General features: G+C 43.0%; 19 protein-coding genes. 3 read left to right on the top strand and 16 right to left on the bottom strand.

All coding sequences use genetic code 11. The features are described 5' to 3' along the window. Positions 1-22 precede the first annotated feature (22 nt). The 8 genes from ACOSV2_RS20875 to ACOSV2_RS20840 all read right to left on the bottom strand — a co-directional run bounded on the left by ACOSV2_RS20875 (position 23) and on the right by ACOSV2_RS20840 (position 9,470). Entirely contained in the window at positions 23-1,483 is a 1,461-nt protein-coding gene (locus ACOSV2_RS20875; protein WP_428976735.1) for a PH domain-containing protein, read from the bottom strand. After that, entirely contained in the window at positions 1,473-1,952 is a 480-nt protein-coding gene (locus ACOSV2_RS20870; protein WP_428976734.1) for a PH domain-containing protein, read from the bottom strand. Before ACOSV2_RS20870 ends, ACOSV2_RS20875 begins: the two co-directional genes overlap by 11 nt. 100 nt (positions 1,953-2,052) lie before the next feature. Further along, entirely contained in the window at positions 2,053-3,015 is a 963-nt protein-coding gene (uvsE, locus tag ACOSV2_RS20865; protein WP_428976733.1) for a UV DNA damage repair endonuclease UvsE, read from the bottom strand. Between the two features lie 47 nt (positions 3,016-3,062). After that, positions 3,063-4,034 (bottom strand): nuclease-related domain-containing protein, encoded by a 972-nt coding sequence (locus ACOSV2_RS20860; protein WP_428976732.1) that lies wholly within the window; start codon positions 4,032-4,034, stop codon positions 3,063-3,065. A gap of 327 nt (positions 4,035-4,361) precedes the next feature. Next, entirely contained in the window at positions 4,362-5,873 is a 1,512-nt protein-coding gene (locus ACOSV2_RS20855) for a DEAD/DEAH box helicase (RefSeq protein WP_258549676.1), read from the bottom strand. 262 nt (positions 5,874-6,135) lie between these two features. Continuing rightward, positions 6,136-6,825 carry an alpha/beta hydrolase gene (locus ACOSV2_RS20850; RefSeq protein ID WP_397554392.1) on the bottom strand — a complete coding sequence of 230 codons (690 nt, stop codon included), beginning with the start codon at positions 6,823-6,825 and terminating at the stop codon, positions 6,136-6,138. 108 nt (positions 6,826-6,933) lie between these two features. Then, positions 6,934-8,310, bottom strand: coding sequence for a UDP-N-acetylmuramoyl-tripeptide--D-alanyl-D-alanine ligase (locus ACOSV2_RS20845; protein ID WP_428976731.1), 1,377 nt, complete (start codon positions 8,308-8,310; stop codon positions 6,934-6,936). Between the two features lie 89 nt (positions 8,311-8,399). Next, positions 8,400-9,470, bottom strand: a complete 1,071-nt coding sequence (locus ACOSV2_RS20840; RefSeq protein WP_428976730.1) for a D-alanine--D-alanine ligase — start codon at positions 9,468-9,470, stop codon at positions 8,400-8,402. Positions 9,471-9,769: 299 nt separating this feature from the next. Here ACOSV2_RS20840 and ACOSV2_RS20835 point away from each other — a divergent pair, with 299 nt between their 5' ends. From ACOSV2_RS20835 to ACOSV2_RS20825, 3 genes are all read left to right on the top strand, one after another. Next, positions 9,770-10,945, top strand: coding sequence for a dicarboxylate/amino acid:cation symporter (locus ACOSV2_RS20835; protein ID WP_428976729.1), 1,176 nt, complete (start codon positions 9,770-9,772; stop codon positions 10,943-10,945). A 271-nt stretch (positions 10,946-11,216) separates the two neighbouring features. Further along, positions 11,217-11,768, top strand: a complete 552-nt coding sequence (locus tag ACOSV2_RS20830) for a GNAT family N-acetyltransferase (protein WP_428976728.1) — start codon at positions 11,217-11,219, stop codon at positions 11,766-11,768. 12 nt (positions 11,769-11,780) lie between these two features. Continuing rightward, positions 11,781-12,869 (top strand): NAD(P)/FAD-dependent oxidoreductase, encoded by a 1,089-nt coding sequence (locus ACOSV2_RS20825; RefSeq protein WP_428976727.1) that lies wholly within the window; start codon positions 11,781-11,783, stop codon positions 12,867-12,869. Here the strand turns inward: ACOSV2_RS20825 and ACOSV2_RS20820 are convergent. The 8 genes from ACOSV2_RS20820 to ACOSV2_RS20785 all read right to left on the bottom strand — a co-directional run bounded on the left by ACOSV2_RS20820 (position 12,802) and on the right by ACOSV2_RS20785 (position 20,668). Continuing rightward, positions 12,802-13,821 carry a nuclease-related domain-containing protein gene (locus tag ACOSV2_RS20820; RefSeq protein ID WP_428976726.1) on the bottom strand — a complete coding sequence of 340 codons (1,020 nt, stop codon included), beginning with the start codon at positions 13,819-13,821 and terminating at the stop codon, positions 12,802-12,804. The two genes, ACOSV2_RS20825 and ACOSV2_RS20820, sit on opposite strands and share 68 nt — an antisense overlap. Before the next feature lie 295 nt (positions 13,822-14,116). Then, positions 14,117-15,541, bottom strand: a complete 1,425-nt coding sequence (locus tag ACOSV2_RS20815; RefSeq protein WP_428976725.1) for a dihydrolipoyl dehydrogenase family protein — start codon at positions 15,539-15,541, stop codon at positions 14,117-14,119. A 12-nt stretch (positions 15,542-15,553) separates the two neighbouring features. Further along, on the bottom strand, positions 15,554-16,135 hold the full coding sequence (locus ACOSV2_RS20810) for a CDP-alcohol phosphatidyltransferase family protein (RefSeq protein ID WP_428976724.1): 582 nt from the start codon (positions 16,133-16,135) through the stop codon (positions 15,554-15,556). Positions 16,136-16,149: 14 nt separating this feature from the next. Further along, a complete protein-coding gene (locus ACOSV2_RS20805; protein ID WP_428976723.1) occupies positions 16,150-16,809 on the bottom strand; it encodes a TVP38/TMEM64 family protein in 660 nt (219 codons plus the stop codon). Between the two features lie 12 nt (positions 16,810-16,821). Then, complete coding sequence (locus tag ACOSV2_RS20800) at positions 16,822-17,790, bottom strand: ABC transporter ATP-binding protein (RefSeq protein ID WP_428976722.1); 969 nt, start codon at positions 17,788-17,790, stop codon at positions 16,822-16,824. After that, positions 17,787-18,422: an ABC transporter permease gene (locus tag ACOSV2_RS20795; protein WP_428976721.1), complete on the bottom strand. Its 636-nt coding sequence runs from the start codon at positions 18,420-18,422 to the stop codon at positions 17,787-17,789. Before ACOSV2_RS20795 ends, ACOSV2_RS20800 begins: the two co-directional genes overlap by 4 nt. A gap of 172 nt (positions 18,423-18,594) precedes the next feature. Further along, complete coding sequence (locus ACOSV2_RS20790) at positions 18,595-19,458, bottom strand: ABC transporter permease (protein ID WP_428976720.1); 864 nt, start codon at positions 19,456-19,458, stop codon at positions 18,595-18,597. Next, positions 19,436-20,668 carry an ABC transporter substrate-binding protein gene (locus ACOSV2_RS20785; protein ID WP_428976719.1) on the bottom strand — a complete coding sequence of 411 codons (1,233 nt, stop codon included), beginning with the start codon at positions 20,666-20,668 and terminating at the stop codon, positions 19,436-19,438. Before ACOSV2_RS20785 ends, ACOSV2_RS20790 begins: the two co-directional genes overlap by 23 nt. Positions 20,669-20,771 lie beyond the last annotated feature (103 nt).

Below are 20,771 nucleotides of genomic sequence, written 5' to 3'. Positions count from 1 at the left end.
AATCGCGGGTCACTTTTATCGTTTACATACTATGAGAAAACCAAGAAGCAATGGTTCGGAGGTCCTTCTTTTCAAGATCCCGGATCGGACTGGCATACCCAGTCTCTCCAGATTTTATCGTCGTTCTGAGACTGCCCAAGTCTTTTCTCGTTTGAAACCAGCTTTCATGGGTGTCCAGAGATTGAATGCGACTTTTCTTTATATGCATCGTATTTTTCAATACGCCCCTATACTGTAATGATAATTGTCCATCAACAATCTTCCAGCCCCCGGCACGATATTGGTAGTATCCGAGAATCCCGAAAGGAATCATCAACAAGCCGGCCCAAAGACCATATGGCCAGTACATAAAACAAACAGCCGCCGTCGGGACCACCACCCAGACTGCCTGTCTGAACACATATCTTCTTAAGGATCGTCCCGGAAGTCTCTTAAAGTCATCGTGAATGACATAATCCGGAAATAAGTCATTTAATAATCCCTGAATTCGTTTCTTTTTTACTATCGGGAATAATTTTATACTTGTACTGTCTTTCTCTAAAACAGATCCACCTGCATTTTCAATGTGGATGGTGCAATACCCCAATAACTGCCTGATTGGATTTTCCACTACCCGGATTCCTTGAACACGATTCAAGGGAACCGTTACCTGCTTCTTCTCCAGGAGCCCTCTTGTCATGACAATGTGATCATCCACAATTTTTATTCTGAAATCACCATAAATAATAAATGTCCAGGCAATCGATAATAGCCAGGCAACAAGCAAGCCCAAAAAGGCCATCACCGAAACGACAAACACTCCGCTCTTCACAAAAACAGCCAGCTCATCGTACACAGCTTCGTACGGAATGAACTCATTAAATTGGGACAAGAAAACAAACACCCCGGAAATAATGACCCCGACCCCGCCTGAAGTCGTAGCAAGAACCCAAATGTCTCTCGAGGAGAGCTTGAAAAAGGGGGCTTCATCTTTCAGAGTCCCCGTATTTTCGCCTGACAGATCGTCGGTTACGATGTTACCCTTTTTCTCCCGATAAATCATTTCCTCCAACTCTATTGCTTCTTCTTTTAAAATAGCGGTCAATTCTGCTTCTGATTCCCGGGGATTCGAAGACCCTGCCGTTTCGACCTTGACCTTAACCAACCCAAAAGGACGGTGCAGAATGCCCTCAGAAAAATTCAAACTCTGAATCCGGTCAATGGGGATATACCTCTTCTTTTTAACGAATAGTCCGTACTCGATCCGCAGCTCCCCTTCTTCCACTCGATATGTAAACCGAAGCCACTTCACAATCCCTGTGACCAGAACGAACACAAGAACTGCCGCCATGGATATAAGAGGCATATAATCCCAAAATCCTGTCTTCTCTCCCTGGTTATTCAATACAAATAAAAAGACAAAGGGAACGACCAAGTCCTTTAACTGCTTAACAAAATTCGCTACGGCTGAAATAGGATGAAGTCTCTTGTGCTCAGACATCATCTTCCGCCACCCTCGCAAGTTGTGAAATGGAGTTTCTCAATTCATCTGCCTCCTCCACATCCAATGCCGGTATCTCATGAACCGTGGCTGCCGTCGAGATCGTAATGGTTGCCAACCTATACTTTTTTAGAATTGGCCCCTGAACCGTATCAACATGCTGGACCCTCACCATCGGTACCAATGTGCGCTTCACGATAAAAATTCCTCTTTGAAGCTCAATCTCCTGCTCCCTCACCTCATAACGCCATCTCTTCCATTTGATCGTTGGAATAAAGAAAACAAACAAATATGTAAATAGAAGCAACACGGCCACTGCTGCTGCAATGATCCATTGTGGCCACTCAAACATAACAGTTAAAGTAATCGCTCCTGCGGCTACAGCTGCAACGATCAACGTTTCAAACACACCATATATCTTCCACACCTTTAAAGCCTTTGGTGAAATCCGTTTTTGCGGCTCTCCGATCATACCTATCCCCTCACTTCTCTCTTTTACTAAATCTTACAGTATATTTACGATTTGGAACAGAGATGGTTTCAGATTAAGGAGAAAGCTTTGGGAGATTTGCCTATTTTATCCTAAACGAACTTTTATCCACCCACTCAATCCCCTCAATCCCCTGCAGGTCCTCCACTAATCGGAACAATGCGTCATCCTTTTTCTTCGCTTCAATCATACAATCAATTTCATCCACCGTTCCCTTTATCCCTTGAAGAAAATTAAGAAACATCTTAGGGGTGATGAAATCGGCATGGGCTTTGTAATCTTCCTGGGATCGAGGGCTTGAAATATGCATCTTCACAGGTAACGATGACTGGATCCACGTTCCAACGATCCTCTCCCAATCCAACAACCAGTCCCTTTCGTTATAAGCAAGATGATGATGGTAGTCAAATACAAGGGGGATCCCGAGCTTTTCACATAGATAAAGGGCATCAGCTGCACTGAATACCGTATCATCATTTTCGAGAATGATCATTTGTTGAAGAGAAACGGGAGTCAGACCCCAATTGTGTATGAATTGCTCAAGTGCCTTTTCTTTGTCTTCATATGCACCACCTACATGGAGTACACAGCGGTGAGTCGGATCGATTCCCATGCCTTTTAATAATGCCTCATGCATTCTTAACGTCTTCAGCGTATTTTTTAACACATCCACATCACTGGAATTGAGCAAGACAAAATGATCAGGGTGAAAATCCACCCTCATGGGATGAAGCTTCAGGTACTCTTCAATCGCTCTGAGCTCCTCCTTTAACGGAGATATGAAATCCCATCCTTTCAATTCAGGATGATTCGCAAGAGGGATCAACTTTGAACTGAACCTGAAAAAATGAATCTCATTAAGAACATTATGCTTTAAAAGCCGCAGGCAGTTTTCAAGATTCGATTTTGCGATCCGTTCGAGTTTATGAATAGCGGCCTCACGATCCTTGATCCCGGAAAACTGCTTATAGGTCATAGTTTGAGAAGGTGATGCATTCTGGAGGTTCATGCTCATGGCAACATAGCCTAACTTTACGAGTGTCATGTGGGGTGGACTCCTTTTTGGGGTTAGTATGTGCGGAATGGGGGGGTTTATCTCGTTGGTTTTGAATAAATGACAGCCTTTGTTCCTCCTTGTGTCTCTAATTGAAGGGATTTCAATATCTTATAGGAGGTGTTTCGTGATTTCAGATGTAAAAACCCCCTCAGTTGGCGATTGGTTATGTGATCACTTATTAGTAAGAAATAATCCCGAAGCGCTTCTATATGGGCATATTTAGATGAACTACCACACTTAACGCAGGACCACGCACCACTTACTCTAATCATTGGTAAGTGATTGCACTTTTCACATCGGACTCCAGTCACAATATCGCTTTGGGTAAGAGAATATGTCTCCATAAAGTCTATCTCGGATTCTTCATGATTTTTTAACATGGTTTTCTTCATTTTGGTTATTTCTTTATCAGTCATGGCATCTTTTACGTATAACTCATTTAAATCTTTGATATTGTCTATTATATTTTGGGCATGAATAATGTTTCTGTAAGGTGAGTCAGCTGGTGGGGTTTTGGTGAAATTTAAGATAGTTGATGGGTTGCTGAATACAACGAGGTGTTCGATGGGAGGGTGTTTCAGCTTGTGAATACTGAACCATTTTTGCAGTAATAATTTTTGTCTTTGAACCTGAGAAACCGGGTCAGAGAATCCTTCTGTTAATCCTTTATAAGTACGGGTAAGCTGTCTTAAGAATGGATCAATGGTGACTATTCCTGAGATGTTCTTTACTTCGATAATTAAAATATAGAATGGAGTGAGGATAAGGAAATCCATTTGGAAAAAGCTTGAGAATAGAGGAAGCCTCACATCATAAAAGATTCTATATTTCTTGTCTTTCAAGAAGCCGAGGTGGTAGTAGACGGTTGCTTCACCGTTGTAACCTGCTTTTCTTTTCTTTAAATCTTTATCTACGATGGGAGTCTTTTGATGATTGAGAGGCAGGCGCCATAATAATGCTTGGCTATTTTCAATATTGATAGGGATTTTAAATTCTTTACAGATCAATTGATCACTCTCCTGTAAGGTTCTGCTTACTCTAGTTCGCCACAGGCTTAAAAAACCCTTCTTTTCCATTAAAAAATCCACAGTTTATCACTAATTGCGTCGTTTTGGGGTTTAATTGCGTCGATATCTGAATAATTGCGTCTTTTTTCACCTTAATTGCGTCTTTTTTCTGTTTATTGCGTCGTTTCACACAATAATTGCGTCTTTTTGTAAAAAATGGAAACAAACCGTGATCCTTGCTCCTTTCCCACACCTCCTAATCCAACCAGCACAAACAAAAAAAACACGACAACCCAAAGGTCATCGTGTTCCCATTCTCAATCAAAATCAAGAATTGTTATAAGATTTACGTTTGCTTGAAGATTGTGGTCTGCCGCCGCCAGTACGGTTGCGATCTCCGCCACGGCTTCCGCCTCCGCGATTTCCACCGCCGCTGCGTGGTGATCCACCACGGCTTCCGCCTTTACCGCTGCGTGCTCCACCTTTGTATCCACCGCCGCGATTTCCACCACCTCTTGATGGTAATGGACGCTCTTCAGTGATATCAACTGGTGTTGTATCCGGCTCTTTCGTCAGGACACGGATTGCTGCTGCAACTGCTTGAACAGAATCGTGGCCTCCAAGGAATTCTTCTGCTAATGGATAGTAATCCTTAAGATCACTTTCTTTAGCAGCTTCAGCTAATTTTTCAAGAGCTAAGCGTTGTTGTCCTTCAAGAGCTTCGTTTAAGCTAGGTGGCTTAAGAGCCGTCATTTTTTTCTTCGTTGTTTGTTCAACGATCTTCAGGTAACCCATTTCTCTTGGTGTTACAAAAGTGATGGACATCCCTTTCTTACCTGCACGACCTGTACGTCCGATACGGTGAACGTAGCTTTCAGGATCTTGAGGAATATCAAAGTTGTAAACATGCGTTACGCCGGAGATATCTAATCCACGAGCGGCAACGTCTGTTGCGATCAGGATATCGATGCGTCCCTCTTTGAACTTCTTAAGAACCGTCATACGACGAGCTTGAGAAAGATCTCCGTGAATACCTTCTGCCAGGTAGCCGCGAATGCTAAGAGCACGCGCTAATTCGTCTACTCTGCGTTTTGTACGACCGAATACAATCGCAAGTTCAGGTGATTGAACGTCGATTAAACGGGAAAGAGTATCGAATTTTTCTTTTTCGCTTACTTTAGTGAAGAATTGTTCGATGTTCGAAACCGTTACTTCTTTTGACTTTACTTTGATTACTTCCGGCTCTGTCATAAAGCGATTTGCAATGCGTCGGATAGGATCCGGCATTGTTGCAGAGAATAGAAGTGTTTGTCTTGTGCTTGGAACCGTCTCAAGAATGCTTTCGATGTCTTCGATGAAGCCCATGTTCAGCATTTCGTCTGCTTCGTCAAGCACTAATGTTTCAACGTTTTCAAGGTTGAGTGTTTTACGTTTGATATGGTCAAGAAGACGACCTGGTGTACCAACGATGATATGAGGGTTCTTTTTCATCGCGCGGATTTGACGTTGGATGTCCTGTCCTCCGTAGACAGATAACACACGTGCACGCTTGTCAGCTCCGATACGATATAACTCTTCAGAAACTTGGATGGCAAGTTCACGAGTTGGTGCAATGATAAGAGCTTGAACGTTTGGATTTTTCACATCGATTTTCTCGATCATCGGAATTCCAAATGCTGTTGTTTTACCTGTTCCAGTTTGTGCCTGACCGATAATATCCTTACCTTCTAAACCGACTGGAATTGTACTCGCCTGAATTGGTGTCGCTTCTTCAAAGCCCATACGTTTAATTGATTTCAACGTAGATGCGCTTAAGTTTAAATCTGCAAACTTTGTCAATGTTACATTCTCCTTTAATTTACATCTTTTATAACTAATCATTATCTGATTATATTTTTAGGTCGGAACGAAATCTTACCCACCGAAAGACTTCGGTATCTAATCTAAAACCGTCTATATGAGATGTTTAGTTTTTATGTTTGGTACAAAAAAATACACTCTTCAAAATAGAAGAGCTAGCACGTCCAACAAATTAAGAACTATGTTGTAGCTATGTTACCACTTCTAGAAATGAATTTCAATCTAATGTCAAATAGTCAATCTATTCATTTAGCAGGAATTGGTGGATCTCTTCGAAAAGTTCTTGCTTATCTTCACTATGACAAATCAAATGTTTTGCTTTAGGGGAATAAAAAAGGTTTTTTTCTTGGGAAGAAATAGTCTCGTATATATATTTTGCAGCTTTAGGGGGGACTATTCCATCAATCTCTCCTTGGGCAATAAAGGTTGGAACATTAACCTTTTTCAGGAGCGGACGAGCAATACGAACGACTTTTCTAAATTCGTATGTGGACAGAACTGGGGTTTTGGTCACCTTCCATTTGTACCGGTTGTAGAGCTCGTTTTCAATCAGATTTCCTTGAATTCCTTCTTTAATCATATTTCCAATATCTTTCAGTAGTTGTTTCACATTTACATAATAAGCTGCTGCGCTTAAAAGCACGAGCTTATTGACTTCATATTTCACCGAAAGATACGAAGCAATCAAACCACCCATGGAGAAGCCGATTACGTAAACCTCATCGCATTTCTCAATAAGAGCCTGGAGCTCATCCTCAGCATGCTCGATCCATTCAATATGTTTAACCCCTTTTAGTTCAAGGGTTTCACCATGACCAGGCAGAGTCGGCACAACGATTTCCCAGTCGGTTCTCTCTTGAAGGAAATCTGCCAAAGGCTCTACTTCAAAAGGGCTCCCAGTGAATCCATGGATTAGTAAACAACCGATCATGTTATCCCCTCTTACTTTTAAAAGGTAGGGAGCGAGCCAACCTCCCGTCATCTACAAGCTCATTTTGTTCATTTCTGTTAAGGTTTAAACTTGGACGTCTGTAGAAATTTATGACTTTAATCCATCGATGACTTCTTCAAGCTTCATTCCCCTTGATGCCTTGAATAAAACCAGCTCTTCCCCTGTAATGAAGGAGGACAGCTCTTTTGTCAGGCTGTCTTTGTCTGTAAAAGAGTGAACACGATCAGGAGAGAAATTCTCAAGTGCACCCTTACCTATAAAGCCTCCTAAAGGACCAAATGTAAACACATGCTGAACTTTTTCCGGATTGATCAATTGTCCAATCTCCTGATGAAATTCTTCTTGCTGGTCGCCAAGCTCCAGCATATCACCAAGCACCAGGATTTTCGTATGGAATCCCTCAAGCTCTGATACAAGCTGAATCGCAGCTTTCATGGAGGTAGGGCTGGCATTATAGGCATCGTTAATGATGCTTTCGCCTTTCTTTCCTTCCACCATTTCCATTCTCATTTGGGTCAGCTTTAACGACTGTAAGCCTTCTTTCATGTCATCGACACTGAGACCAAATTTACGGGCAATGAGAATCCCGGCTAGAGCGTTGTGGATATTATGAACCCCTAATACGGGAAGAAAGAATGTTTCTCCTTCAGCGAGAGAAGTCTCAAAATGACTCCCTTTATTATCCATATTGATTTTTGTTGGATAAATCGTGTTGGATTCGCTTCTTCCGAAAGTCTCCACATGCTTCAGGTTGAGTGTTTGAACACCATCCTGTAACAGCGGTTCATCTCCGTAGTATGCAAATAACCCATCAGACTTCAGGCCCTTCACAATCTCCAATTTGGCTTTGGCGATACCTTCCCGTGATCCCAGATCCTGAAGATGTGATTCTCCAATGTTGGTGATGATGGCAGCGTCGGGCTGAGAAATCTCTGATAGAAGTTCAATTTCCCCGAATCCACTCATTCCCATTTCAAGTACAGCCACTTCTGAATCCTGAGGCAGGGAAAGGATTGTTAATGGAAGACCGATGTGGTTGTTATAGTTCCCTTGAGTTTTATGAACTCGATATTTCACTGACAAAAGGTTTGCCACAATATCTTTCGTTGTTGTTTTTCCATTACTGCCTGTGATTCCAACTACCTTTAAATCCAGCTCATGGCGATATTGATTCGCCAATGACTGAAGGGCCAGCAGCGGATCTTCCACCACAATGACGGGAATATCTTCAGGTGGATTAGGAACATTGATATCCCAAAGAGCAGCAGACGCACCATTTTCAATGGCATCTCGAACAAATCGATGACCGTCCACGTTTTCCCCTTTAAAAGGAACGAACAGATTAGCATCTTCAATCTTTCTCGTATCGATGGAAACGCCTTTTACCACCACCGACTCAAACTTGGAAAGATCGTTTTTCACATCAAGAATGTTGCATATTTCTTTCATTTTTTTCTCAAACATTCGCTTTCTCCTTTTACTCTTTTTAATAAAAACAGAACAGGGACTGCCTTTAGACGGTGAATCCTCTGGTCAGTCCCAAATATCGAGTGTTACATCGTATGTTTAATTGTTTGTTTGTCTTGATAACGCTCTAAGCCAAGCTCCACTAATTTTCCGATCAGGGTAGGATAGTCTACACCTGTGTGCTTCCATAGAAGCGGGAACATACTGAATGGTGTGAAGCCGGGCATCGTGTTGACTTCATTCATATAAATCTGACCATCTTCTGTTAAGAAGAAGTCCGCACGCACAAGTCCTGAACAATCCAGGGCTTTATACGATTGAATCGCGATATTTTTCATTTCATTGTAGATGCTTCCCTCTACTTCTGCAGGAATGATGAGGGCAGTATCTCCGTCTTCATATTTCGCTTTGTAATCATAGAAGTCTTTTTTAGGTACGATTTCACCTGCAACTGAGCATTCCGGCTGGTCATTCCCTAATACACCGAGCTCGATTTCACGTGCTTTCACACCTTCTTCGATGATGATCTTACGGTCGAACTGGAACGCTTCCTCGAATGCCGCCTGCAGTTCTTCACGCGACGTACATTTGCTGATTCCTACTGATGAACCTAAGTTAGCCGGTTTCACAAAACAAGGGTAGCCAATCTCTTCTTCCACTTGTTTGTAAGCGGACTCAGGATTTCCTTTCCATGTGCTGCGGATGAACCAAGTGTAATGGACTTGCGGAATGCCTGCTTGAGCAAATAAATTCTTCATGATGACTTTATCCATTCCAGCAGATGAGGCAAGGACGCCATTTCCTACATACGGAAGATTTAACAGTTCAAGCATTCCCTGAACCGTGCCGTCTTCCCCATTTGGTCCGTGAAGCAACGGGAAGATCATGTCGTACCCAACAGACCCGGAAGCAGTGATGGATGTACTTAAGGCATTAGGGGCAATTTCTTTCCCATCCTTAAACTGTAATGCTTTCACATCTTCAACGGGAGCATTCAGTTGTGGACCTTTGATCCAACTGCCTTCCGTCGAGATGAAAATAGGGTGAATTTCATATTTATTTAAGTCCAGGGCTCCGATCACGGCCTTGGCTGTTTGCAGGGATACATTATGTTCAGCAGATTTACCGCCGTACAGTAAGCATAACTTCGTTTTCATGTATGAGTTACCTCCAATATTCACAATAGATGTTTCTATTTTATCACTTTCATCGGAAAGGGAAAGAATGATTCCTATGGAAAATAAAAATTACCACATTTGTCTTGATTCGAAAGACATTTAAGTCAAAGCCCATTATATATGTATGCAAAGGAAAACTAGTCCTGCGACAGGGAGCCAACAATATTATTCTGAATACACTTAAGATTTCGCCTATTTGAAAAGCTATTAAAATATCCTCCTATAAGGTGTACACTCTTTCTATCAAAAACATTTGTATTTTCAAGGAGGACACCAAGATGAGAAAGCTAGGTTTACTGCCTAAGATCCTCTTAGGTATTGCTTTAGGTATTGTCATTGGAGCGTTTGCACCAGAGTGGTTCGTTAAAATCTTCGCTACATTTAATGGATTATTCGGTAATTTCCTAGGATTCGCCATTCCATTAATCATTATTGGCTTTATTGCTCCAGGAATCGGATCCATGGGTAAAGGAGCAGGGAAGTTGCTCGGTTTAACCACAGCTCTCGCCTATGGTTCCACGGTGTTAGCCGGCTTACTCGCCTTTACGGTTGCGAAGTCTATTTACCCAACTTTGTTGGCAAATCAAACGTCTCAATCATTTGAAAATCCCGAAGAAGCACTTCTCAAAGGGTTCTTCATAGTGGAAATGCCACCTATCATGGGCGTTATGACGGCTTTACTCATCGCCTTCACCATTGGTCTTGGAATGGCTGCCATTAAGGGAGACGCTCTTCAAAAGGGCATGAATGAATTCAGAAACATTATTGAACTTGTGATTGAAAAAATCATTATTCCGCTCTTACCGGTTCATATTCTTGGAATTTTCGCGAACATGACTCAAGGTGGACAAGTCAGTGCCATCATGTCTGTATTCGCTAAAGTATTTGTTATGATCATTCTTTTACATGTAGTCTTTTTAATTTTACAATATACAACGGCTGGAACGTTAAGAAAACAAAACCCGCTTTCTATGATGAAAAGCATGCTGCCAGCTTACTTTACGGCATTGGGGACACAATCTTCGGCGTCTACGATTCCCGTAACGCTTGAGCGCTCAAAGAAAATCGGTTCCAGGGAACGAATTGCAGATTTCTCTGTACCTCTTTTGGCAACGATCCATCTATCAGGTAGCACGATTACCCTTGTTAGCTGTGCCATGGCGGTCATGTTCATTCAAGGAGAAGCGTTACAGTTCACTCAGCTATTCCCATTCATTCTGATGCTTGGAATCACGATGATTGCGGCACCTGGTGTTCCGGGTGGAGCTGTCATGGCTGCCCTGGGATTACTTGAAACGATGTTAGGCTTCGGACCAACGATGACATCCCTTATGATTGCCCTTTACCTTGCACAAGATAGCTTTGGTACAGCGTGTAACGTAACAGGAGATGGTGCGATCACGTCGATTGTGGACAAACTGACACAGAAAAAAAAAGTACCCCTTTTAAAATAAAAGCAAGCTGATATATGGAGGTCCGTCCCTACCAGTAGGGACGGACCTCTGTTTTCTTGTAGAGGCCTTCTTTTCCTTATTCCCCCAGTACCATCCGCCGCAAGTGGCCGTTTTGACGAGGCGACCACCAAATCCATCGAGACACATCCTACAACAGTGATTCGTTCATATCTGGCACCCTTTCTTTTTATTCGATTAAACGAGCTTTCCTCATGAGAACGCTATTTTCTGTATAATGGAAATATTAACATATTAAAGGAGTGCTCATGAATTGAAAATAACCGGTCAGCGTGTAACACTTAGAAAAATAGAAGAAAGAGATCTTTCTACTCTATGGGACTATATTTATAGGGATCCTTCTCCTGAATGGAAAAAATGGGATGCCCCTTATTTTGAACATAAACGCTTAACACGTGAAGAGTACATAGAATCATCCATAAAAAATAAAGGTCGCAGCGATGAATTCCAGCGCATCATTGAAGTAGACGGAACCATCATTGGAACCATCGGATATTATTGGGAGTACGAACCCAGCAGATGGCTTGAAGCCGGCATCGTCATTTATGACCCTTCTTATTGGAACGGAGGCTACGGAACAGAAGCGTTATCCCTCTGGGTGGACCACTTATTTCAAACAAAGGAAATCGGCCGTGTTGGCATCACGACCTGGTCAGGGAATGAACGGATGATGAAGGCCGCAGAAAAAATCGGGATGAAACTCGAAGGAAGAATGCGAAAATGCCGTTATTACAATGGAGTATACTACGACTCCATCCGTATGGGCTTGATTCGAGAAGAATGGGAGGAACAACGTCCTCTATAAAGGAGATTCATTATGAAAACAATCATCTTAGTCGGTGGCGGACACAGTCACCTGCATTGCTTAAAAAAACGGATAAAAAACCAGGATGATAACGTGAAGTGGGTCCTCATTTCCCCTTCACGTTTTCAATATTATTCAGGAATGTTCTCCGGATATACGGAAGGGATCTATTCTTTAGAAGAAACGCGAATCGATTTAGAGAGATTGTGTGAGAACGCTCAGTGTGAATTCGTCGATAGAACCGTTCTATCGATCGACCCTGATCAGCAGCATCTTCTAACGGACAAAGGGGATATCTTCACTTACGACTTTGTTTCCTTCGACATTGGATCCCGTAATGACTCATTGAAAATCGAGGGCTTACACGAACACAATCTCCCAATCAAACCAAACTATCGTTTCCCTGAGCAAATAGAGAAGTTACATAACAGCAGGAAAACCGTCTTTATCGGAGGCGGGGCGGCGAGTATTGAAATGGCATTGTCATTGAAGGCATGGAAGGTAGACAACGGCTTTAAGGATCATTTGGTAACGGTTGTTCATTCCTCCCCCCTCTTAGGAAAAGCCGGTTCCCATTCTTCGAAAAAAATAACAGGGCTTACTCTTTCAAAAGGGGTTGAGCTACATCAGGGGCGCGCAGAAAAAGTAGATGAGACTCTCGTATATGCAGAAGACGGCACAAGCATCGGCTACGATGAAGTGATTTTTTTAGGAGGACCTAAAGCACCTCCCCTATTCGGGAGCAGTATTTTACCGACAGATGAAAAAGGTTTTCTGCTGGTGAACAGCTACCTTCAATCAGTGGAATATCCCAACGTATTTGGAACCGGGGATTGCGCGACTTTAAAGGACTTCCCGGATATTCCGAAAAATGGGGTGACAGCTGTACGCCAAGGACCTGTCCTGTGGAAAAACCTGAACGGAGCAGCGGCAAACGGAAAAATCATTCCCTTTGAGCCTCAGGAACGCTACCTTGCGATTATGTCAGTGGGAGATAAGCGAGGCTTTTTGACGTACGGTTCGTTTTCATTGGTCAGCGGCTGGGCTTGGCGGTTGAAGAATTGGATTGATGTGCGGTTTGTGAGGCGGTATGGTGGGTGAAATGATAGGTTTTATTGTTCGTTTCCCCTGTTGAGTGGAGGTTCATGGAGCGGAGTATGTTTAGTGCAGTCTTTCTCGATTCCAGATGGAGGAACTTTCTTGCCTTTTTGTTTGTAATTTGGTGAGATAATAACAAGGAATAGTCCCGTAGTGCCGAAATATGTGCGTCTTTGGATTTACCACTGCACTTTGGGCAATGCCAATGACCGTATTTTCTTAACATAGGCAAGTGTCGACACTCTGGACATTGTACCCCCGTTATCATTTCCCCTGGTAATATTCCATATATTTCATCAGGAAAAGCTATTAGAGGTGTATGCTTTTTCACTAATAAGTTGGATACTTTTCTTACTTGTTTAATGGGAAGATATTCTTTTTGGTGGTAGGTGAGAAGGGAGAGGATTCGTTCTTCTACATTTCCCCCCCTGACAACATTAGGATATTTTTCATGTTGTGAAGTGGTATTCAACACAGTGGATCGATTTGTCATGACTACAAGGGTGGCGATTGGTATTGAGGAGACATTCATTTTTGTGAACCATCGAATCAACAGCTTTTTCTGCCGCTCAACCTGGGTGACAGGATGGCTGAAAGCTTCCTCTTTATCTTCCAGCTTACGAATAGCCTGGTCGAACCTTGAATCTAAAGTGTAGGTTCCAGATATGTGCTTCACTTCTAAAACTAAGACGAGATTTGAAGTCAGGATGAGGGTATCAATTTGAAAGTAACGGCCATCTATTTCTAAACGGAGATCATTCAAGATCATTATATTCTTATCTTTAGAAATAAACTGCAAATGGTAATCTAACTGCAACTCTCCTCGATAACCTGCCTTTCGTTTTGCCAGATCTGATTTAATGACCTGAAAGAGATAATGGATTGGCGTAAGCCTCTCTATTAATGCTTCATTCATTAAGATTCTACGTGGGATTTCTCTGTTTTTAGCGATCAATTTATCAACTCCTTCTTTTTCTTATCTTATCCTATTCGACACCAGCATGAAAAACCATTTATAAATCCAAATATAATGGGTTTTTTAGGCTATGCTGTTTTGTGTTGTGCCACTTTTGCTCAAACTTGTGCCACTTTCTCACAAACTTGTGCCACTTTTGGCGTTTGTTGTGCCACTTTCGTTATTTATTGTGCCAAATTGTGAACACACTCCACATCCCCCTTAAAAAACCACCATAACTTTAATCCACCAAAAAAACGCAACCGCCTCCCAGCAGTCGCGCCTCCTACATCCATCATCTGAAAATTTCAACAAACTTCTTACTAATCACAGGCAGCACACCATCAAACAGCTTCTCTCTCCAATACAGATCCGCTACCTGCTGGACGGCTGCAGCGTGATTCGGGTAAGGATAGACCATATTGGACAGTGCGCCGATTTTGCTTCCTTTTTCCATGGCGAACACGACGGGTTGCATCCAATCTCCTGCGCCGGAACCGACAGCGTGGGCCCCGAGGATCTTCCCGCTTCCGTCTGTGATGATTTTGACGAGGCCCTCTGTTTTGTGATCTGCTACGAACCGATCGACTTCGTCTAATGTTTTTTTATAGACTTTGTACTCTAATCCTTGTTCCACAGCCTCTTCCTCGGTTATCCCGATATGAAAGATCTCAGGTGTGGTATAGGTTGTCCATGGCAGTTTGTTGTAGGAAATTTTACGTTTCAAACCGAATACGGCATTTTGGACAACAAGCTTCCCTTCCATTCCTGCCCCGTGGGTGAATGGATATTGACCATTGACATCACCAATGGCGAATATGTGAGAATGGTTCGTTCTTAGTTCATTATTCACTTTGATGAAGCCCCGACTGTCCACACCCACTCCGGCAGCAGATAGATTTAAAAATTCCGTACCAGGCTTTCTGCCGGTAGAGAGGAACAATAAATCGCCTTCCACCGTGTGTTCTACACCGTCCCTCACATAGTGGACCACTTTCTCACCGTTCATCTCAGAAACACGTTTAATGTCCGCTCCATACACAAACTGAATATCCTTCTCCAATATACCTGTTGCTGCTTCACGGATTTCCTTATCTTCCTTCACCAGTATCTCATCGTGCTTCTCCAGGACAACGGCTTCTGATCCCAAATGAGAGAATGCTTGTGCCAGCTCTAAACCAATCGGACCTCCCCCGATAAACACGACTCGACGGGGCAGTTCATCTACTTCAAATACCGTTTCATTCGTGTGATATTCCACATCTTCCAAGCCTTCAATTCCAGGAATGAGGGGACTTGATCCTGTTGCAACGACTATTCTTTTCCCGGAGATCCGGTCCTCTTTTTCCACTAAAATTGTGTGAGCGTCAAGAAACTCTGCTCCCCCGAAATAAATATCAACCCCTAATTGCAGGAATCGATCGGGATCGTCATGCTGTTGAATGTGGGCAATGGCTTCTTTGACTCTGTCCCTTACCATTTTCATATCGACGGAGCCCTTTGTTTCGAAACCGTAATCTTTGCTTGTCCGGATCATAGCCACTTCTCTCGCCGATTGGATGAATGCCTTGGATGGAACGCATCCAAAGTGCAGGCAGTCTCCACCTAGAAGTCCGCTTTTTTCGATGAGGGCCACTTTTGCTCCAAGAGACGCGGCTCCCGATGCGACGGTCAGTCCACCTGCCCCTCCGCCTATTACAATTAAATCGTATTGATCCATCTTAATCTCTCCTTATGAAAGTAATCGTTTCGCTTCTAAAAATCGCTGTAAGCCCGTGTATAATTCCACTGCAAAAAAAAGTAGGGTGGTGAACAGGACGATGGACGGAAATAGCATCATGACGCTGAACAGAATGAATCCTTCCGTCCTTTCAGCAAGTCCTGCTTGATAATAAAAGGATTTCATCCCCTGTTTCTCTGATACGGCTCCGACTGTCAGGAAAATGGTCATGGAAATAATGATGGATACGCTTAGTAAAAGGAGCGCCCACATAATCTCAGGGTGTAAGAAAGCAACGCTCAGAATGACACTGATCTCGACGATTCGATCAAAAGTGACATCCATGACTGTTCCAAACGGAGATGGTTTGGTTAATCGGGCCATGGTACCATCCACCGCGTCCAAAAAGCCGGATAACCATAATAAGAGGACGGCTAAGATCGGGAATCCAAAATAATAGACCAGACCTGCAGCTGAACCTACTATAAAAGCAATCAACGTCACCTGATTGGCTGAAAATCCCTTTTTCAAAAATAAACGTGCTGTTCCCTCTATACTTGGCTGCACCCACTTACGGGCATGCGTATCTAACATGTGTTTCCCATCCTTTACTTGTCCTCTTTACTCGATAATCCCAGCCATGCTTTCATTTTTTTCTTAAAGATTAACGGCAAGATGATCATCATCAAGAAAAAGCCGATGGCAATATATAAATTCGTTCGATCTTCCCCTACCAAGCTTGATCCGAGAAATACATACCCAAACGTACCAGGTAAAATCCCGATGGCTGTAGCAATGATGAAAGGGGTGTATCTCACCTTCCCCATGCCGGCAAGGTAACTGATGAGATCGAAGTTCAAAAACGGCACAAGCCGTAATAGTAATACATAAACAAAGCCGCTCTCCTCCATCTTCTCGCGGATCTTGATCATACGTGGAGACGGTCTTTTTAATAGTTTTTCCCCAAGGAAGCTTGCAGTATAATAGGCTACCGTTGCTCCACCTAAGGCCCCGATCAGAATGTAGATAAAGCCCTCAAATGCACCGAAAGCAAGACCTGCAGCTAATGAGAGGATGGAAGCTGGAAAGAGAATCAGCGGACGAATCGTATAGACGATAATAAAAACAATGGGTGCCCAAATACCATAAGACACGATCCAATCTCTGATGTCATGAGGCTTTACGTAAAAAAAATTCCGACTCAGCCACATGAGGAGCAGTAATATGGCAATGAACAACAGGATCTTACCGATTTCCTTCCTCTTCATTCTTCTTCCCTCCTATTCCTCTTTCTGAAACGTTTGGATGCTCTCTTCCTCTGCATAAAGCCAGATGTCTTCAGTAAAAGCCTCTAGTTCAATTGGTAGACTTAGCTTCTGCTTTAGTTCATCCACCCATACTTCATAGAGATTGGTACCTGCTACAAATAACTTTTGGATCACAGTTCCTTTCCATCGTGGCAAAGAAGAGTCAGAGACATCGCAGCTTACCTTTATGCGGGAAGCGTGAATATATTGTTTCTGATTCAGGGTGAGACCGTCACTCATGAAAGATGCCACAAATGGAGTGTTTGGACGATAATAGATATCCTCCGGTGTTCCTATCTGCAAGAATCTGCCGCTCTGTAAAACAGCCACCCGATCTCCAAGTTCATATGCTTCATCACGATCATGGGTGACGAATATGACGGTTGTTTCTTCTTCTTTAAAAATCTGCCGTACCCATTGCCTCAATTCCTTCCTTAGCTGCAAATCCAGACTGCTGAAAGGTTCGTCCAATAGCAAAAGCTTCGGCTTCAAAACCAGAGAACGAATCAGGGAAACCCGTTGCTGCTGACCACCGGAAAGCTCAGAAGGATAATGATGCATCACTTCTCCCAGGCCGACTCTTTCAATATAGTTCATGGCTTTTTTCTTGTTTTCCCTTTTATTTCTTACCTTCATTTCTAACCCGTACATGACATTTTCAAGGACATTCATATGAGGGAATAATAATGGCTGTTGAAAGACCATCCCAATCGGGCGTTTTTGAGGTTTTAAAGAGGTGATATCGTTCCCATCAATATACGTATTCCCTTCTGTCGCAGACTCTAACCCGGAGAGAATGCGAAGGAAAGTTGATTTACCAGACCCGGATGCTCCAACCAATGTAAGAATCTCCCCTTTTTTTAATGAGAACGTAACGTTGGTTAAAATCTCTTTATCTTTAAATGATTTGGTTAATTGATTAATTTCTATGAATGAACTCAAAGGTTCTTCCTCCCTCTTGGATGTTGATAAGGGAGTAAGAATTTCAAACACCCTTCCAGAATGATGTAAAGCAAGATGGGAATGAAGGCGAACACGATGGAGAAGGCTGCCATCACCGCTTCATCTGCCGTATCGGTAAAAGGATAATAGACCATCGAGAGCGTCACGACATTCCCTCCCCCTATAATCGCTGTAAGCACATATTGGCTCAGGCTGATGACAATCGTCAGGAACAAAACACTCCGAATGCTTGGAAGAAGCAAGGGCATTTCAATATGGTAAAAACGTTGAAATGCTCTGCCTCCAAGCATAGCTGATTGCTCGATTAATTTCGTACCGATCCTCTCATAGCCTGTTTTGAACATTTTGATACTATACGGAATGGTGGGTACTAAGTGAACGAGAGCCACGCCGGTCCAGTGATCAGCCAGTCCATATCGAATGAACGTAATATGAAGTCCGATCGCCACCACCAATACGGGTAGGAAAAGCGGCAACATAAGAAGTGCTTCCACGATGGACTTCCCTCTGAACGACGATAATGAAAACACTCTTCCTGAAGTAACGCCAATCAGAAGATTGATCGCGAGTACCACAATGGCGATCCAAATGGAGACACCAATCGAATTCACGAATTCCCCCTCATTTATTAGCACCTGCCACGCCCTTAAACCAGGTTCAACAGGAACAGGACTCCCCCATCTCCAAACACCGAAAAAACTTTTATAAATTAAAAATAAGAGGGGAAACACAAAAAGAAGGAAGGATAGGATATAAAATAACGATTTTCTCATGTGAACACCTCTAATTTCCAATCCCTTTTGTAATGTGCATTCGTTTCTTGTTTGTGAAGTAAATAAGGAGCCACATCACGAACCCAATGCCAAGCCCGACTAATACGAGTGAGGCGAAAGCCATGGGACGGTCACTCCAGCTGCCACTGTAAAACCAGCCGTAAACAAGGATGGCAAGCATTTGCGGTGACGTCACTCCCAGAAGCCGGGGCACTTCAAATGCTGTAAAAATGAAGGCGAACAGAATCGCTCCGGTTTCCACGAGAACAGGAAGGATAAATGGCCATTCTGCCACCCAAAATGCTTTATAGGGACCCGCGCCCAGTAAAGAAGCGATCTCTTTATAGCTTTTAGAAAGCGTCGCGTAAACAGGTAACAGCATCAGGATAACAAAGGGTACCTCCTTCCATACATACGTTAGAATGATTCCGATCCCATTCCGCTCCTGGACCAGGATCGGGAATTGACTTCGGTCGTCGATCCAACCGGCCATGCCGAACACATTGGAGAAAAAACCACTCTGATTAAAGAGCAAATAGACGAGATAAGCCCCTACAAAATGGGGAACCAGCATGGGAATCCATACAAGAAGTTTATGTTTATTTTCCTTTAGTAAAGGTGAGAATGCCTTCACAATCCCCAATCCAATGCAAAGAGATAGAATGGTCGAGATGGAAGTCACAGTCAAACTGAAGAGAAAGGATGTCACAAAACGCTTCTCTTTGAATAAATCAGCGTAGTGCCCGAATGTGATTGTTCCTTCACTCCTAACGCTTTCCAGTAAAGCAAGCACGATACCAAGTCCAGGAATGAAGATAAAAAAGAGTAGGGCGGGAATGAGGAGAAACGTGTTATTGACTCTCTGCCACTTCACGAATCCAGTTCTCCTTTAACCATTCCACGTACGCCGCATCCAGTTCTCCCCTATAGGTCTCTTCGAGTATAGATGCCTTCAGTACACTTCCTCCCCGATCCACGCTCATAAATTTATTTCTCCATTCCTCATTCAGCTTTTCATAGGAAATAGGTGAACTTTCCCCCCAGTAGTCAGGCTTTACTTTCTCAAACTGAGCTTCAGGAGAGAGTAGTTCATTGATGGCCACCAGCGCTCCTTCTTTGTTGGGGCTATTGAATGGAATAGCCAGGAAATGAGTGTTCCCGATTGATCCCACATCCTTTAGTACGAATGACTTTGTGCTTTCCGGGAACACCCCATCTTTTATCAAATGCTCTGCTCTCGCTTCGTTGTATCCCATCGTCATCCAAACCTCTTCCTGGCTATATAGCTTATCAAGGTCTGTTAATGTGGCGGGGTACGTTTCTCCTTCTCGCCACAAGAACGGCTTCATGTCATTCAGCTCTTTCCATACCTCTTCCCCCATCTTCTCTGCTGTTCCTTCGTCGAATGAAGACTGAGCTAAATCACGGTCCGATTTCGCATAAAGAACATGTCGAAGAAATGCATTCCCGGTAAAATCGGCCGGATTAGGATAGGTGAATTTCCCCGGATGCTCTTTCATGAATGCTTTTAATTCATCGAAGCTGGAGGGGGGATTTTTCACTTTCTCGCTGTTATAAAAGAAGACAAATTGAACCTTTCCCCACGGTGCCTCATACCCTTCTGTTTCCGTCCCGAAGTCATAATGAAACGCTTGACTTTCTGTAACATAATATTTCGTGAAGTTTGGTAACTTATCTGTAAACGGACCTGCAAGTAAGTCATTTTCTTTTGCATTTTTAAAGTTTTCTCCATTAATCCATACGATATCAATCGTTCCTTTCTCTTTGCCCGCCCGCTTCTCCGTTTGTAGCTTTTGCAGAATTTCCGGTGTATCCAAAGGTACTCGATTTAACTCGATACTGTTTTTTTCTTTCAGCATAGGAGCAACCACGTCATCAATATAACGGTTAATCCCATCGTCACCGCCCCACATGAAGAGATTCACTTTCGTTCCTTCTGCTACCGACGTGATGGTTTCCCAATCTTCATCGGGAAGTTCCCCGCTATCGGTTGCATTTGAAGGACCACAAGCAGATACTAATAGTAAGGAAATAAAACCAATAATAGCCAACCATTTTTTCATACACCTTGCTCCTCTGCTCTTTTTCTATAATTCTATTGTACTGAACCTCATGATAGAAAAAAGTAATCTGCCTTACATATGTAAATCTATGCCCTTGTAAAGG

It is taken from the genome of Rossellomorea sp. DUT-2, assembly GCF_052665285.1.
Note: the sequence above shows the minus strand (reverse complement) of the source record. Positions and strands in the feature narration are given on the sequence as shown.